This window comes from Cellulomonas sp. JZ18 (assembly GCF_009720485.1).
Taxonomy (GTDB): Bacteria; Actinomycetota; Actinomycetes; order Actinomycetales; family Cellulomonadaceae; genus Cellulomonas.
The window spans coordinates 3,693,807-3,708,446 of record NZ_CP045245.1; the positions used below are offsets into that span (position 1 = coordinate 3,693,807).

Annotated in this window: 16 protein-coding genes; 7 read left to right on the forward strand and 9 right to left on the reverse strand. The window is 76.2% G+C overall.

The window, feature by feature from the left end:
* The first annotated feature begins 100 nt into the window (after positions 1 to 100).
* Positions 101 to 1,720, forward strand: a complete 1,620-nt coding sequence (locus GC089_RS18550; RefSeq protein ID WP_230684908.1) for a cellulase family glycosylhydrolase — start codon at positions 101 to 103, stop codon at positions 1,718 to 1,720.
* A gap of 21 nt (positions 1,721 to 1,741) precedes the next feature.
* Here the strand turns inward: GC089_RS18550 and GC089_RS16625 are convergent, their stop codons facing one another.
* From GC089_RS16625 to GC089_RS16640, 4 genes are all read right to left on the reverse strand, one after another.
* Positions 1,742 to 2,719: an alpha/beta fold hydrolase gene (locus GC089_RS16625; RefSeq protein ID WP_155378567.1), complete on the reverse strand. Its 978-nt coding sequence runs from the start codon at positions 2,717 to 2,719 to the stop codon at positions 1,742 to 1,744.
* A 228-nt stretch (positions 2,720 to 2,947) separates the two neighbouring features.
* Positions 2,948 to 3,781, reverse strand: a complete 834-nt coding sequence (locus tag GC089_RS16630) for a carbon-nitrogen hydrolase family protein (protein ID WP_155378568.1) — start codon at positions 3,779 to 3,781, stop codon at positions 2,948 to 2,950.
* Positions 3,778 to 4,221 carry a hypothetical protein gene (locus GC089_RS16635; RefSeq protein WP_155378569.1) on the reverse strand — a complete coding sequence of 148 codons (444 nt, stop codon included), beginning with the start codon at positions 4,219 to 4,221 and terminating at the stop codon, positions 3,778 to 3,780. Before GC089_RS16635 ends, GC089_RS16630 begins: the two co-directional genes overlap by 4 nt.
* 136 nt (positions 4,222 to 4,357) lie before the next feature.
* Positions 4,358 to 4,873, reverse strand: coding sequence for an HIT family protein (locus GC089_RS16640; RefSeq protein WP_155378570.1), 516 nt, complete (start codon positions 4,871 to 4,873; stop codon positions 4,358 to 4,360).
* 98 nt (positions 4,874 to 4,971) lie between these two features.
* On the opposite strand from GC089_RS16640, the gene GC089_RS16645 reads away from it, so the two are divergent.
* Both GC089_RS16645 and GC089_RS16650 read left to right on the forward strand, forming a co-directional pair.
* On the forward strand, positions 4,972 to 5,613 hold the full coding sequence (locus GC089_RS16645; protein ID WP_155378571.1) for a SigE family RNA polymerase sigma factor: 642 nt from the start codon (positions 4,972 to 4,974) through the stop codon (positions 5,611 to 5,613).
* Positions 5,610 to 6,434: a hypothetical protein gene (locus tag GC089_RS16650; RefSeq protein WP_155378572.1), complete on the forward strand. Its 825-nt coding sequence runs from the start codon at positions 5,610 to 5,612 to the stop codon at positions 6,432 to 6,434. The genes GC089_RS16645 and GC089_RS16650 overlap by 4 nt, the downstream gene beginning before the upstream one ends.
* 18 nt (positions 6,435 to 6,452) lie before the next feature.
* Here the strand turns inward: GC089_RS16650 and GC089_RS16655 are convergent, their stop codons facing one another.
* Positions 6,453 to 7,322 (reverse strand): AraC family transcriptional regulator, encoded by an 870-nt coding sequence (locus GC089_RS16655; RefSeq protein WP_155378573.1) that lies wholly within the window; start codon positions 7,320 to 7,322, stop codon positions 6,453 to 6,455.
* A 183-nt stretch (positions 7,323 to 7,505) separates the two neighbouring features.
* On the opposite strand from GC089_RS16655, the gene GC089_RS16660 reads away from it, so the two are divergent.
* Complete coding sequence (locus tag GC089_RS16660; protein ID WP_155378574.1) at positions 7,506 to 9,044, forward strand: PQQ-binding-like beta-propeller repeat protein; 1,539 nt, start codon at positions 7,506 to 7,508, stop codon at positions 9,042 to 9,044.
* Positions 9,045 to 9,081: 37 nt separating this feature from the next.
* On the opposite strand, the gene GC089_RS16665 is transcribed toward GC089_RS16660, so the two are convergent.
* Positions 9,082 to 10,044, reverse strand: coding sequence for a cold-shock protein (locus GC089_RS16665; RefSeq protein WP_155378575.1), 963 nt, complete (start codon positions 10,042 to 10,044; stop codon positions 9,082 to 9,084).
* A 113-nt stretch (positions 10,045 to 10,157) separates the two neighbouring features.
* Here GC089_RS16665 and GC089_RS16670 point away from each other — a divergent pair, with 113 nt between their 5' ends.
* The 3 genes from GC089_RS16670 (at position 10,158) to GC089_RS16680 (ending at position 12,918) form a co-directional block, all read left to right on the forward strand.
* A complete protein-coding gene (locus GC089_RS16670; protein WP_155378576.1) occupies positions 10,158 to 10,676 on the forward strand; it encodes a hypothetical protein in 519 nt (172 codons plus the stop codon).
* Between the two features lie 101 nt (positions 10,677 to 10,777).
* Positions 10,778 to 12,100 (forward strand): benzoate/H(+) symporter BenE family transporter, encoded by a 1,323-nt coding sequence (locus GC089_RS16675; RefSeq protein WP_155378577.1) that lies wholly within the window; start codon positions 10,778 to 10,780, stop codon positions 12,098 to 12,100.
* A 305-nt stretch (positions 12,101 to 12,405) separates the two neighbouring features.
* Positions 12,406 to 12,918 carry a GNAT family N-acetyltransferase gene (locus GC089_RS16680; protein WP_230684909.1) on the forward strand — a complete coding sequence of 171 codons (513 nt, stop codon included), beginning with the start codon at positions 12,406 to 12,408 and terminating at the stop codon, positions 12,916 to 12,918.
* Here GC089_RS16680 and GC089_RS16685 read toward each other — a convergent pair.
* The 3 genes from GC089_RS16685 to GC089_RS16695 are packed head-to-tail and all read right to left on the reverse strand — an operon-like array spanning position 12,890 to position 14,610.
* On the reverse strand, positions 12,890 to 13,471 hold the full coding sequence (locus GC089_RS16685) for a YdcF family protein (protein WP_196250741.1): 582 nt from the start codon (positions 13,469 to 13,471) through the stop codon (positions 12,890 to 12,892). The genes GC089_RS16680 and GC089_RS16685 overlap by 29 nt on opposite strands.
* A 59-nt stretch (positions 13,472 to 13,530) precedes the next feature.
* Positions 13,531 to 14,115 carry a hypothetical protein gene (locus tag GC089_RS16690; protein ID WP_155378578.1) on the reverse strand — a complete coding sequence of 195 codons (585 nt, stop codon included), beginning with the start codon at positions 14,113 to 14,115 and terminating at the stop codon, positions 13,531 to 13,533.
* Positions 14,116 to 14,163: 48 nt separating this feature from the next.
* On the reverse strand, positions 14,164 to 14,610 hold the full coding sequence (locus GC089_RS16695; protein ID WP_155378579.1) for a hypothetical protein: 447 nt from the start codon (positions 14,608 to 14,610) through the stop codon (positions 14,164 to 14,166).
* Positions 14,611 to 14,640: the final 30 nt, after the last annotated feature.

Genomic DNA, 14,640 nt, shown 5'->3' on the forward strand with positions numbered 1-14,640 from the left:
GCGGACGGGCCCACGGCATCGTGTGAAGCGCTTCGACGGGTGTGCGCAGGGGCGTCGGTCTGGTGGCATGACCTGCCCCCACTCCTGGAAGGAACCCACCGTGCACGTTCTGCGCAAGGTGCTGACCGCGAGCGCGGCAGCAGTCGTCGCCGTCGTCGGATCGGTCGCCGCCACCGGGACGGCGAGCGCCGCCGCCGGCTGCCGGGTCGACTACGCCGTCGCCGGCCAGTGGCAGGGCGGCTTCCAGGCCGACGTGCGGGTGACCAACCTGGGCGACCCCGTCACCGGGTGGGACCTGCGCTTCTCGTTCAACGCCGGCCAGACCGTCAGCCAGGTGTGGAACGGCGTCGCCACCCAGTCCGGGGCGGCGGTGTCAGTGCGCAACGCCGCGTACAACGGCACGCTGGCGACCAACGGGACCGCGTCGTTCGGCTTCATCGGCACGTCCACGGGCAGCAACCCCGCGCCGACCACCTTCACGCTCAACGGCGTCACGTGCACGGGGAGCCCCGTCACCCCGACGACCTCACCGTCGACGTCGCCGACGTCCACGCCGACGCAGTCGCCCCGGCCGACGTCGACACCCTCCCCGACGCGGACGCCCACGCCGACCCCCACCACGGGTCCGGTCACGGTCGGCGCGACGCAGCTCGTGGCAGACATGGGCGCAGGCTGGAACCTCGGCAACCAGCTTGAGGCGAACATCGACGGCGTGCCGAGCGAGACGGCGTGGGGCAACCCCGTCGTCACCGGTGCGCTGCTCGACCGGGTGAAGGCCGCCGGGTTCCGGACCGTCCGCATCCCCGTGTCGTACCTCGCGAAGATCGGCCCGGCGCCGTCGTACACCGTCGACGCGGCCTGGCTCGCCCGGATCCGGCAGGTCGTGGACCTCGCCTACGACCGGGGCCTGCACGTGATCATCAACATGCACGGCGACGGATACAAGAGCGTCGGCGGCGGCTGGCTCATCTGCGACGCGGCGAACCAGGACCAGATCCGGGAGAAGTACCGAGCGGTCTGGCAGCAGGTCGCCACGACGTTCCGGGACTACGGCGGGCGCCTCGTCCTCGAGTCGATGAACGAGAACTTCGACGGCCAGTACGGCGCCCCCACGCAGCCGTGCTACTCCAACATCAACGCGTACAACCAGATCTTCGTCGACACCGTGCGCCGCACCGGTGGCACCAACACCTCGCGGTGGCTGCTCGTCCCGGGCTGGAACACCAACATCGACTACACCACGGGCAACTACGGGTTCGTCATCCCGACGGACCGGTACCGCTCGTCGGCGATCCCCGCGAACGAGCAGCGCCTCATGATCTACGCGCACTACTACGACCCGTGGGACTTCACCGGCACGGAGGACGGCGCGATCACGCAGTGGGGCCCGAACGCGACCGACCGTGCGCGGACGTCCACGTGGGGCCAGCAGGACTTCATGGACGCGCAGCTGAAGAAGATGCACGACGCGTTCGTCGTCAAGGGCTACCCCGTCTTCATCGGCGAGTACGGCTCGATCGACAAGACCGCGTTCGACGCGTCGAACAACCGGTACCGCGCCGACTACGCGCGCACCCTCGTCGCGACGGCGAAGAAGTACGGCGCCGCCACCGCCTACTGGGACAACGGGTACAACGGCCAGTACGGGTTCGCGCTGTTCGACCGGCGGACCGCGACGGTGACCCAGCAGGGGATCATCGACGCGATCATGGGCCGCTGACCCCGTCCGTCCCGCGGCCCGCTACCCGGCGTCCCGCTGCTCCAGCCAGGTGAGGATCGCGCGGGTCGTCTGCTCGGGCCGCTCCTGCTGGATCCAGTGGCCGCAGTCGAGCTCGACCACGTCGACGTCCGGGACGAACGTGGTCAGGTGCGGCGCTCGCGCGACGGTGTCCCGGGTCCCGTAGACCATCAGGGCGGGGCGGCGGACGACCGGGTCGACCTCCGCGAGCAGGTGCCAGTTGCGGTCCAGGTTCCGGTACCAGTTCAGGCCGGCGGTGAACCCGGACGCCTCGAAGGCGGAGACGAAGACGGCCAGGTCGTCGTCGCTCATCAGCGGCTCGCCGAGCGGCGCCTCCTGACGGGCGACGTCGATCAGCATCATCCCCGAGGGCGGCGCCGCGGGCGGCAGGTCCCTGCGGTACAGGTTGCGCAGGAAGCGGGCGGTGTCCGCCTCGAGCACCGCGTCCGCCACGCCGGGCTGCCGGTTGAGGTGGACGACGTAGAAGTCCTCGCCGAGCACGTCGGCCATGGCCTCGACCCACGGCCGCTCCCCGCGCTCCTGGTACGGCAGGCTCAGCGCGACCACCTTCTCGACCCGGCTCGGGTGCAGCACGGCCAGTCCCCACACGACCATCGCGCCCCAGTCGTGACCGACGAACACGGCGTCGTCGTAGCCGTGGTGGTCGAGCAGGGCCACGAGGTCACCGGTCAGGTGCGTGACGTCGTAGTCCGTCACCTCGGTGGGGCGGGACGAGCCGCCGAACCCCCGCTGGTTCGGCGCGATGACGTGGTAGCCCGCCGCCACGAGGGCGGGGACCTGGTGGCGCCAGGAGTACGCGAGCTCGGGCCACCCGTGGCACAGGACGATCGGCCGGCCCGCGTTCTCGCGGCCGGCCTCGAACACCTCGAGCTCCACGCCGCCGAGCGGCACGAGGGTGGGCTCGGGGAAGTCGGCGGGGCCGGGGTGGGACGCGGCAGAGGGACTCGTGTGTGTGGTCATGCCGTCATCGTCCGGACCGAACAGGTCACCTCGTGTCCTGTTCGTCCCGGTCCGGTGCCGCTCCCCGAGGCGCGGACGCGGACGGCGACCTCTGCTGCGCCCCGCCGGCAGGGATCTCACCGGCTACGTCGTCGTGGAGGGCTGACGCGGCCTCGACGCGGTCACGGGCCGCTGACCACGCCGGTCACGACGGTCGCCGAGACCGACGACCGCCCGGGGTAGCGCCGGTCACGCGGCGGGTGAGTCCGCCGTCGACCCGGTGGCGGCCCCGGTGCGCGGCCGCAGCTCGACGTCGACGACGAGCAGCTCCGCGGCCGCCTCGCCGTAGGTGCCCTGCCGGATCGTCTCCCCGTCCCGGCCCACCGCGAGCGACGCGCCGATGCACCGCCACCCGTCCCACTCGCCGCCCACGACCGGCCCGACGTTGCTCACGCCGACCACCGGCATGTCGTGCGCGGTGGCGAGCTCGCGGTAGGGCGCCTCCCACTCGGCGCCGTACGGGTCGACGTGGTTGTCGTGGTCCGGCGGCACCGCCCACGCCGACGGCGAGAGCAGGACCTCCGCGCCCATCAGGCCCAGTGCGTGCCCGATGCCCGTGGTCGCCGCCGAGTTGTCCGCGCAGATGTCCAGGCCGATGCGACCCAGCGGGGTGTCGGCCACCGCGAGCGACGAGCCCGTCGTGTAGAGGGCCCGGGCGAAGTCGAGCTCGTGGATCTTGCGGTGGTGCAGCAGCAGCTCGCCGGTCGCGGAGAGCAGGACGGCGGAGTTGTGGACGCGGTCGCCCGCCCGCTCGGTGAGGCCGGCGGCGACGAGGACGCCGTGCTCGCGGGCCGCGGCGGCGAGCACGTCGACGCGCGGACCGGGGATCGGCTCGGCGAGCTCCCGGGCGCTCTCGTGCGTCCAGCCGAGGTCGAGGCACTCGGGCAGCACGACGACGTCGCAGCCGGCCTGCGCCGCCTCGGCGACCGCGGCGCGGGCGCGCGCGAGGTTGTCGTCGGGCCGTCCCGGCACCACGAGCAGCTGCGCCATCCCGACCCGGATCGTCCGGCTCGCGTCCGTCATCGCGTCCGCACCGCCAGCAGGAACTGCCCGCCGCCGGGCTCGACCTGCGTCGTCACCGGCAGGTCGGGCGCGAACCGCGACAGCCGGTCGGCCAGCCAGTCGGCGGCCGCGTCGGCGTCGGACCGGCTGGGGCAGCGGGCGACGACCTCGCGCCCGCCCTTGCGCCGCAGCCGCTCGACCGTCTCCGCGATGGGCGCGGGGTCGACGACGAAGAGGTCCGGCGACCACGGGACGACCGGCTTCACCGCGCCCTTGCGCGTGTTGCAGGCCCGGTGCGCGAGCCGCTCGACACCGGTCGTCCCCTTCTTGCCCTTGACCAGTGCGCCCGCGTCGACGCTGGGCCCGAGGTCGGAGTTCACCGACGCGTCGGGGTCCACCGGCTCGTCGCACAGCCAGCAGCGCCAGCCGTCACGGGCACCGACGTCGCTCAGGTTGCTCATGCGCGCACGGTAGCCGTCGGCGCCGCGCCGGCGTGCACGCGCGGCCGGGGCCGTACGTCACCCGGGTGGGGCTGCCGCCCGGGCACACGGCGACGGCCCCGCGCACCGCGGCGGGGGCCGCCGTCGTCCCGGCGTCCTACGCGGGGCGCGACGGACCGGGGGTGCGGTGAGCGGCCCGCTCGGCACCGGGCGTCGGTCCTCTCGCGCCGACCTCGGCCACGGCGTCCCTGACCGCCCGTGCGTCGGCGTCGAGCAGCGACCTGTCGCGCTCCGTCGTGTCGGGGACGAGGGTCCAGCCGTCCCCCGCGTAGCGCGGGATGACGTGCAGGTGGACGTGGAAGACGGTCTGGAAGGCGACCTCGCCGTCGCAGACGAGCAGGTTCACGCCCTCGCACCGCAGGCGGGAGCGGCGCAGGGCCCGTGCCAGCCCGTGGCCGACCGACCACACGTGGGCACCCGTCGCGGGGTCGAGGTCCTCGAGGCCGACGGCGTGCGCGCGCGGCACGACGAGGAGGTGCCCCTGCGTGACCGGGTTCAGGTCCATGAAGGCCACGACGGTCTCGTCCTCGTGCACCACGCTGGCCTCGGCCCTGCCGGCCGCGACGGCGCAGAAGACGCACCCCTGGGTCACCGGTGTCGCGCTCTGGGTCATGACCGCGATGGTGCCAGCGCACGGGTGCGGACGGGCCAGGTGGCGGGCATCCGACGTCGCGACTCAACCTTCCTCCCGGCCGGCTCGTTGGAGAGAGCATGACCGCCATCGCGACGAGCGCGGCCGTGCCGCCGGACGGCACCGACGGCCTCGACACCGGGCAGGCCGCCGTGGAGCTGCGCTCCGTCCGGTCCGCGCGCGCGGAACCGACCCGCGCCCGGCACGACGCCGAGTTCACCGCCTTCGTCGAGGCGCACGCCGACGAGCTCCTGCGCACCGCGTGGCTGCTCGTCGGCGACCCGCACCGCGCCGAGGAGCTGACGCAGCAGGCGCTGGTGCGCACGTACGCGGCGTGGCCCCGGGTGCGCGACGGCAACCCGGGCGGGTACGCGCGCCGGGTCCTGGTGAACCTGCGTGTCGACACGTGGCGGCGGCAGCGTCGCGAGGTGCTCGTGCCGCCGGACGACCTGCCCGCCCACCACGCCGAGGGCGGGTCGCGCACCGTCGACGACCGGGACCAGCTGGTCCGCGCGCTGCGCACCCTCACCGTCCGGCAGCGCCGGATCGTCGTCCTGCGGCACCTCGTCGGGCTCAGCGAGGCGGAGGTCGCCGACGACCTCGGCGTGAGCATCGGCACGGTGAAGTCGACCGCGTCGCGGGGCCTGGCCAGCCTGCGGCACCTGCTGGGCACCACGACCGGCGACGCGTCGGCCGACGACCGCGAAGGAGGCGTCCGATGACCCCGACCACGGACGAGCAGACGGCCGCACGTCTGCGGCAGCACGTCACCCGGCTGGCGCCACCGATGCAGGTCGACGCCGCGGCGGCGATCGTGCGAGGACGTCGGCGTCGGATCCTCGGTGCGACCGCGGCCACGGGTGCGGCCGCGGCCGCCGTCGTGGTGGCCGCGGTGGCGGTCTCGACCCTCGCGCCGCGCGCCCTCGTCGCACCGGCCGACGTGCCGGCGCCCGTGCCGACCGCCGCGTCCCCGGCCGTCGCCGGCGTCGTCCGGCCGGCCGTCGGGGTCGCGGCCTCCACCGGTCCGGGCGCCGACGACGGCGCGGCCGTGCCGCTCGGCCCGCTGGGCGGTGTCGAGGTCGTCTACGAGCGGCCGCGCGGTGCCGCGCCGGCGCAGGTGCTCGTGGCCGGGGAGCCCCGGCCGATCACCCTCCCGTCCGGCCGGGAGCAGGTCGGGGCCTCGTCGGCGGACGTCGCGGGCGGACGCGTGACGGTGCTCGCCGTGCCGTCCGCCCTGCCGGGGGCCCGCGTCTTCCTCGTGTCCGAGGAGGGCTGGGACACCGGCTCCGGCAGGACGGCGGCGGTCGAGGTCCCCACGTTCGCGCTGCCCGGCGAGCCGTCCGGGCGCCGGCACGCGGTGTTCCGGGTCGACGCGGAGGTGGCCGACGGCGGCGTCGACGCCGTGCTCGTCGGCACCGACGGCACCTACACGACCACGGCGGCGTGCAGCTCCCCCGAGGCCTGCACGCTGCCCCCCGCCGCCGTCGAGGAGCTCCGTCGCCTCACCGGCCGGGACGACCTGCGCCCGCTCGGGGCCGGCTGAGCACCCGCCGCCTCGGTCTCAGGCGGGCTCGACCGGCAGCCAGAGCTCGACCGTCGCTGTGCTGAAGTCGTCGGCGCGCTCGAGCACCGCGACGACCTCGGGACCCGGGCGCAGGCGCCACGGGTTCGAGGGGAACCACTCCGTCGCCGTCGCCGCCCACACCGTCTGCAGCGTCTGCGGGTAGGGGCCGGCGGCGCGGAAGACCGCCCAGGAGCCGGCCGCCACGGGGATGACGTCGAGGTCGCCGGGGACCTCCACCGCGTCCGAGACCGCGACGCCGTGCAGGTAGGTCAGCGGGGTGCCCTCGCGCCGGTCCGGGTCCAGGTCGGTGCTCACGGCGAGCAGGCCGTGCGGCTCGGCGTCGCCCAGCGCCTTGAGGCGCACGTGCTCCTGCGGTGCCAGCGCGGCGACGTGCTCCTGGATCGCGGGGTTGACCCCCTCGTGCCGGAGCGGGACACGGGCGGCGTGGCCGGCCAGGCGGAAGGCGGGTCGCGAGACGATGCGGACGTCCATGGGGTGCTCTCCTTCGACGGTCAGGCGGAACCTGAGGCGTGGTTGCGTGCGGAAGGGTCCGCCGTCGCGCCGAGCCTCGCCCGGGGTGACGCCGTGGACCGCCTGGAACGCCCTCCCGAAGGCCTCCGCCGAGCCGTAGCCGTGGCGGACGGCGATGGTCAGCAGGTCCTGCGACCCGCTCACCACGTCCGCCGCCGCGACCGTCATCCGCCGGCGCCGCACGTACTCCGACAACGGCATGCCCGCCAGCGACGAGAACATGCGGCGCAGGTGGTGCTCGGTGGTGCCGACCGAGGCGGCGAGGCGGGTCACGTCGAGGTCCTCGGTGAGGCTCTCCTCGACGAGGTCGACGAGCCGGTTGAGCCAGGCGATCACGGTGCTCCCTTCCGACGTCCACCCTGACGGCCGCACGGTCCGCCGGACCCGATCATCGGCGTCCGGAACGATCAGGCGCCGCCGACGGGCTGACTGCAGGGGCCGACCGGGCGCGGAGGGGGCGAGGTCGCGGGCGCGGACCGCGCCCCCCTTCGACGCCACGGGGCCGATAGCCTCGGCCCCGTGGCGCGAGGGCGCGGGTCCCAGGCGGCTGTCGAGCTCGTGGAGGAGGGCGTCGAGGGCGCCGTCCCGGGCGACGACGCCGCGCCTCCCGTCGCGCGGCGCCCCCGACTCCGCCACTGGCGGTGGGCGGCCGGTGCCGGCGTGCTCGCGGTGGCCGTCGCGGCCCTCGCGCAGGCCTGGGTGGAACGTGCGGACGAGCAGCGGCTCGCGCGCGTCGCCGGGGTCGGTCCGTCGCTGGAGGAGCCGCTCGTGCAGTCCTGGCAGGCGGGGTTCCGCGGCTCGGTGGGCGTGCACGAGGACACGCTGATCGCCGTCGCCCCGGACGGTCAGGGGATCGTCGCGCTCGACGCGCGCGACGGGACGGTGCGGTGGCGCCAGGAGCGCGTGACCGAGGCGTCGATGTGCCAGCTCACGTCGCAGGACGCTCCGCCGGCCGTGGCGGCCACCGGGCCGACCGCGGGCACCGCAGCACCGGAGCCGGTGCTCGTCGCCTGCTTCAGCAGCGGTGGGAGCGGCGCCACCACGGTGCACGTCCTCGACCCCGCGACGGGGAGCCTGGAGCAGACCCTCCTGGTCGGCGACGGGACGAGCAGCTGGACGCTGTCGGGTGCGGACCTCGTCGTCATCGGCGTCTCCGTGGACGAGCACGTCACCGCCGGGCGGTGGTCGTTGCGGACGGGCGAGCAGCGCTGGTCCTACCGCAGCCCCGACGCGTTGCCGGGTGGGCACGCGCAGCAGTCGTTCGCGCTCGGCGACGACCTGCTGACGGCGTCGTTCGGGAGCTGGGAGGTCGTCCTCGACGCGCGCACGGGCGAGGTCGTGGCCGACGCGGCGCACGGCGATCGAGAGGTCGTGGTGGAGCCGGGCACGGGTCGGGCCCTGCCCACCGAGCCGTCCGACGAGGACCCCGCCCAGGAGGTCGCACGGATCGGGCTCGAGGACGGCGCGGTCGCGGTGGTCCGCCTCGGCGACGGCAGCGTGCGCACCGAGGTGAGCGAGGCGGACGGCACGGTGCTGTGGGAGCGCGACGGGCACGTGTTCCCGCCGGCCGTGGACGACGGCACGGCCCCCGGGCTGCTGCTGATGACGTCCCCGGAGGGCGGCGGCCTGCAGGGCGTCGACGCGCGCAGCGGTCACGTGCGGTGGGAGCAGGAGGCCGTCGGCTCCGGGGCCACCGGGCAGCCGCTGGTGCTCTCCTCGCTCGTCCTGGTCCCGACCGGCTCAGGCAGATCCGCGTCCGGGGGCTCCACCGGGATGGTCGCCCTGGACTCCGGCTCGGGCGCGGTCGTGTGGGAGCACACGGCCGGCGACGTCGCGGGGTGGGACGTCGTGACCGACGGGCACCGCGTGCTCACCCTCGAGGACGGCGACGGCGCGGCGCACCTCGTCGCACGGGACGTCCGCACCGGCACCGTCGTGTGGTCGGTGCGGGCCCCCGCCGACGCCCACAGCCTCTGGCCGCTCGGTGACCACGGCGTCCTGGTGGTGGGGGACGACCACTGGACGGCGTTCCGGCCGCCGGACGGCCGGACCCGGTGACGACCGCGTGACGGCGCCGGGTCCGGCCGTCCCCTGCTCACAGCAGCTCGACGCGGTCCGCCTGCGGTCCCCGGTCGCTCTGCCGCACCGAGAAGCGGACGCGGTCGCCCTCCTCCAGCACCTCGCCGCCCTGCACGACCGAGACGTGCACGAACAGGTCGTCGCCGCCCGCGTCCGGGGTGATGAAGCCGAAGCCGCGGTCCGCGTCGTAGCGCGCGACGACGCCCTCGCCGCCGCGGACGGGTGCGCCGGACGACGCGGGGCGTGCCGGACGGCCACGCTCCGACGGCGCGGGCCGGCCGCGACCGGCCGACGCGGGCGCGCGCCGCGGTCCCGTGCCGCCCACGAGCCGCACCTCACGGGCCTGCGGACCCCGGTCGCTCTCGGCGACGTCGAACGTGATGCGGTCGCCCTCGACGAGCTCGGTCACCCCCATGAGCGCGCGGGCGTGCACGAAGACGTCCTCGCCGCCGTCGTCGCGGACGGCGAAGCCGAAGCCCTTCTCCGCGTCGTAGAACGTCACGGTGCCGTCGGCCCCGTCGGACGCCGCGGCCTGGCGCCCGGCCTCGGGGCCCAGCGGCAGCAGGTGGTCCGCCTGCGGCCCCTTCTCGCCGGGCACGACCAGGAACGCGACCCGCTGCCCCTCGGTGATCACACCACCGCCGACGATGGCCGAGCTGTGCACGAAGATCTCCGCGCCGCCGCCGTCGGGGCTGACGAACCCGTAGCCCTTCGCCGGCTCGTACCAGCTGACGGTGCCGAGCACCCCGAGCGCGGCGCCGGCGGCCACGTCGCCCGTGACGCGCACGCGGCGCGCCACCGGGCCACGGTCGCCCTCGCCCAGCTCGAACTCGACGGTCTGCCCCTCGCGGAGCACCCGCGGCCCGGCGTCGCCGACGATCTCGGACGCGTGGACGAACAGGTCCTCGGCGTCCTCCCCGAGGTCGAGGAAGCCGAACCCCCGCTCGGCGTCGAACCAACGGACGGTTGCCTGGGGCACGGTGACTCCTCCATCAAGGCGGCGGTTGCTGCTGCCTCCAGTGTCCCTGACGGGACGCGGCCCGCCGTCCGGCAGCATGTCCCGCGACGTGGTCCGCCGGCGGAGGGAAGCCCATGAGGGTCGACGGGACGAGCTCGCTCGTCGTGAGCAGCACCAACGCCTCCGGTCTCACCACGGTCCTGTACCTGCGCGACCGCGTCGACCCGTCGGCGCTGGGCGAGTTCCCGCCGCTGACCCCCGCGGTGCGACCGCTGCCGCGCGTGGACGTCCCGGCCGGCGCGTGGCAGGAGTGGGTCGCCGACGTCGAGCGCGCCCCCACGGCCGGACTTCTCGTCGCACCGCGCACGCCCGTGCTGGCGGAGCTGCTGGAGCGGCACCGGTGCGCGGCGGCTGACTGGCGCGACGAGCACGACGACGACGGCGTGATCGCGCGCTACCGGCCGTCGTGGCTCTCCCCGCTCCTGGCAGCACGCGGCGGGCACGGCGCGTTCGCGTGCGAGGTCCTGCCGGTGCGCGGGGTGTGGTGGCGGGACGTGTCACCGCGCCGGGTGCTCGTCTCGCAGGCCGCCTACGACGACCACGCCCTCATGGACCGCCTCTGGCGGGAGCGGATCGTCCGGCTGCTGCCCTGACCCGCCACGAGGCCGGCGCGGACGTGCGCAGTACAGTCCCCCTCGTCGCGCGCGCTCTCCGCGCCGACCGAGCGGGCCCCGAACCAGAGGGACACCACACGATGCGTCACGAGACCCCCACGGACCCGGCTCCCGACGCGCCCGGCGGCGGACGGGAGGGGTGGTCCCGGCCGGTCTCCGCCGGCGTGGTCTCGGCGCTGGTCGGCTTCACCAGCGCGTTCGTCGTCGTGCTGGCGGGGCTCACGAGCGTCGGCGCGGACCCGGACCAGGCGTCCAGCGGGCTGCTCGCGGTCAGCGTCACGATGGGCCTGTCGTGCATCGTGCTCGCGTGGTCCACGCGGATGCCGATCACGGCCGCGTGGTCGACCCCCGGTGCCGCGCTGCTCGCGACGACCGGGGCCGTGGACGGCGGCTGGCCGGCGGCGGTCGGGGCCTTCCTCGTCACCGGCGCCCTCGTCGTCCTGACCGGTCTCGTGCCGCAGCTCGGTGCGCTGATCGCCCGCATCCCCGCCTCGGTCGCGCAGGCGATGCTCGCGGGCGTCCTGCTGCAGCTCTGCCTCGGGCCCGTCACGGGGCTCGCGGCGAACCCGGCCGGCGTCGTGCCCGTCGTGGTCGTCTGGCTGCTCGCGCTGCGGCTCGCACCGCGCTGGGCGGCGCCCCTCGCGTTCGTCACCGCGGCCGTCGTCATCGGGGTGCACGTCGTGACCTCCGGCGTGGCGGTCGACGCCGCCGCCCTCGTGCCGCGCGTCGAGCTCACCGCGCCGACGCTCACCCCCGGGGCCGTCGTCGGCGTCGCCCTGCCGCTGTGGCTCGTGACGATGGCGTCGCAGAACGTGCCGGGCGTCGCGGTGATGAAGGGCCTCGGCTACGAGGTGCCGTGGCGCCGCTCGATGCTCGTGACCGGGACCGCGACCGTGGTGGGCGCACCGGCCGGGGGGCACGCCGTCAACCTCGCCGCGATCAGTGCGGCGCTCGCGGCCGGCCCAGAGGCCGGCGCGGACCGCGCCCGGCGCTGGGTCGCCAGCGTGACCGCCGGCGTCGTCCTCGTCGTGCTCGGCGTCGCCTCCGCGGCGTTCGGCACCCTCGTGGCGCTGGCGCCCGCCGGCGTCGTCCCCGCCGTCGCCGGGCTCGCCCTGCTCGGCACGCTCGCCGCCTCGCTGCGGGCGGCGCTCGCGGCGCCGGCCGAGCAGCTCCCCGCCGTCGTCGTCTTCGCGACCGCCGCCTCGGGCGTCGCCGTCGCGGGTGTGAGCGCCGCGTTCTGGGCCCTGCTCGCCGGGCTCGTCGTCCGAGCGGTGCTCGGGGTGCGACGGCCACGCGGGGGCGACGTGCCCGACCCGGTGGACGACCGGCCGGCACGGCACGCAGGCCCGCAGCCCGCCGAGGGCGCGGTCGCGGCCCGGGTCCACGGCGGGCGGGACGCCTGAGCCCCACGCGGTGCACGCGCCGTCAGGCGAGCCACGCCGACGCGGCGTCGTGCCCGGCACGGCGTGCGAGCATCGCCCGGTGCTGCCGGACGGCCGCACCGTCCCCCGGGACAGTCGACCAGAGCCACCGGCCCCGCTGACCGCGAGAGCGCGCACCCCGGGCGGCGGTCCCGGCGCGCGGTCGCAGCCCGCCCTCGACGACGGGGCCGACGTTGCTGACGCCGACCGCCGGCATGTCGTGCGCCCCCCGTCCCGGATGGTGGCCGCGGCCGCGCCGGCGGGGCCGCGGCACCACGCTGTCCGCCGTGACCGACCACGTGCACCAGGACCAGCCGGCGCCGACCGTCCGGCGCGTCACGGCGGACGACGCGCCGCAGTGGGCGCGGCTGTACGCGGGCTACCGGGCCTTCTACCGTCTGCCCGACGACCCCGAGGCGGTGGCGACGACCTGGCGGTGGGTCCTCGGCGAGCAGCACGGGCTCACCGGCCTCGTCGCGACCGCAGCGGACGGCACGACGCTGCTGGGCCTCGCGAACCTCCGCACGTTCGCACGGCCGTCGACCGGCACCCTCGGCCTCTACCTCGACGACCTCTTCACCGACCCCGCGGCCCGCCGGGCCGGGGTGGGTGCGGCCCTGCTGGACGCCGCGGCCGGGCTCGCCGCGCAGCGCGGCGCGAGCGTCGTGCGGTGGATCACCGCGGCCGACAACGCGACCGCCCGCGCGCTCTACGACCGGCACGCCGACGCCACGCCGTGGGTCACCTACGACATGGCGCCCCGCGCCGCGCTCACGGCGGGAGCCGGCGCAGGTTCCTGACGCCGAGCGCCGCCGCGACCGGCTTGACGAGCAGCAGCTCCCCGGGGCGGTAGTCCTCGCCGCGGCGCAGCCGGCGTGCGAGGTCCGGGCGCAGCTGCCACAGGTAGGCACGTCCCTTCTCCGCGTGCAGGGAGCTCGAGACGACCGCGATCGAGTCGGCGTCCTCGAGGAAGGGGATCGCGTTCCGCACGTTCTCCCAGGTGGAGCGGCTCTCCCGGTCGAGCAGCACCGGGCCGCGGTAGCCCCGCTCGCGTGCGTACCGCGCGAGGAGCACGGCCTCGGGCACGCCGCCCGCGACGGCCCCGCCGCACAGCACGAGGACGCTCCGCGCCGCCGCCGGGTCGAGCGACCGCAGCCCCGCGCGCACGCGGTAGCGGTTGACGTGGTTGGCGCGACGGCCCCGGTTCCTGTAGCCGAGCACCACCACCGCGTCCCGGCCGCCCGCGCTCCGCCCGTCCCCGAGCCGACGCCTGCTCGCGCCCCGGTGCGCGACCTCGCCCCACACCACGGCGGCCACCAGCCCTGCGCACACGACCACCGGCAGCCGGACCACGGCGTCACGGTAGCGGGGCCGGGCGCAGCGGGGCCCAGCCCGCGGGTCCGCGCCGAGGTCTAGGCGGGGAGCATCGCCCGCAGGCGCCGGAGCTCGCGGCCCACCGCGTCGCGGTTCCCCGCCGCCTTCACCCACGCCGGCAGCCGGCTGGCCAGCGACGCGTTGCCGGGCTCCTGCTCGCGCACGGCGGCGGCCACGTACCGCTCCAGGTAGTCCAGGTGCGCCTCGTCGTAGGCCCACAGCACGCGCCCCTCGCACGGCGTCTGCAGCCACAGGTCCAGCCCCCGGTACAGGGGGCGTCCGCCCGCGCTCCGGTACACCGCCGGGCGCGCCGGGTGGCGGGTGACGGCGCCGCACTCCGCGCAGCGCACCGGGAGGTCGCGCGTCGTCCCGGGCACGTCCCGCTCGACCCGCGCCTGCCGCCCGCACCCGCCGCACCGGCCCTCCAGCACGACGGTCGTCCGCGCGGCCGTCGCGACCCAGCCGCGCCCCTCGTGGGTGAACCCGCACGTCGGGCAGGCCACCCGGCACGGCGTGGCGACGGCCGGCTCCGCGCACCGGGGGCACCGCACCAGCACCCGGGACGCGTGCAGGTACCGCATCGGCTCGTCCCTGTCCTGGAACCGCGCTCCCGACCCCGTCACCGCGCCATCGTGCCCGGCGCTGCCGTCGCGGTCACCGGGAATCCCCCGTCACGCCCCGCCACGCGGGGACCCCCGGCGTGCGCGCCGGGCCTCACGGGCGCCCGGCTGCCGCCGTGCCGCCTCGTCGACGTCCTTGCACCACTCCGCGCGCCGGAGCGCGGCGACGTCACCCCTCGTCGGCTGGCGCCGGTGCTGCGCCTTCTCGTGCCGGCGCCGCTCCGCGACGACCGCGCGGTACCGCAGGTGGCTCGCCCGCGACGCCTCCAGGGCGTCGAGCGCCGCGAGCAGCGTGGCGTCGCTCCAGTCGCCGGTGCGGCGCGCGCCCAGCGGCCCGTCGCCGTGGTCCGGGACGCCGACGAGCCGGCGCAGGTGCCGCTCGGTGCCCTCGAACCCGAACGGCGCGTGGAGGTTCAGCAGCGAGCGCAGCGCGCTGGACCGGTGCCGCAGCGGCAGGTCCGCGTCGCGCACCCGGCGCGCCCACCCCGTCCAGCTCACCGGCGCACGGTAGCGCGGGGCGCTCCTCGC

What these genes read in the sequence shown, in the direction of transcription:
- GC089_RS16625 (WP_155378567.1), bottom strand. Translation starts at nt 2,719, where the DNA reads ATGACCACACACACGAGTCCCTCTGCCGCGTCCCACCCCGGCCCCGCC.
- GC089_RS16630 (WP_155378568.1), bottom strand. Translation starts at nt 3,781, where the DNA reads ATGACGGACGCGAGCCGGACGATCCGGGTCGGGATGGCGCAGCTGCTC.
- GC089_RS16635 (WP_155378569.1), bottom strand. Translation starts at nt 4,221, where the DNA reads ATGAGCAACCTGAGCGACGTCGGTGCCCGTGACGGCTGGCGCTGCTGG.
- GC089_RS16640 (WP_155378570.1), bottom strand. Translation starts at nt 4,873, where the DNA reads ATGACCCAGAGCGCGACACCGGTGACCCAGGGGTGCGTCTTCTGCGCC.
- GC089_RS16645 (WP_155378571.1), top strand. Translation starts at nt 4,972, where the DNA reads ATGACCGCCATCGCGACGAGCGCGGCCGTGCCGCCGGACGGCACCGAC.
- GC089_RS16650 (WP_155378572.1), top strand. Translation starts at nt 5,610, where the DNA reads ATGACCCCGACCACGGACGAGCAGACGGCCGCACGTCTGCGGCAGCAC.
- GC089_RS16670 (WP_155378576.1), top strand. Translation starts at nt 10,158, where the DNA reads ATGAGGGTCGACGGGACGAGCTCGCTCGTCGTGAGCAGCACCAACGCC.
- GC089_RS16675 (WP_155378577.1), top strand. Translation starts at nt 10,778, where the DNA reads ATGCGTCACGAGACCCCCACGGACCCGGCTCCCGACGCGCCCGGCGGC.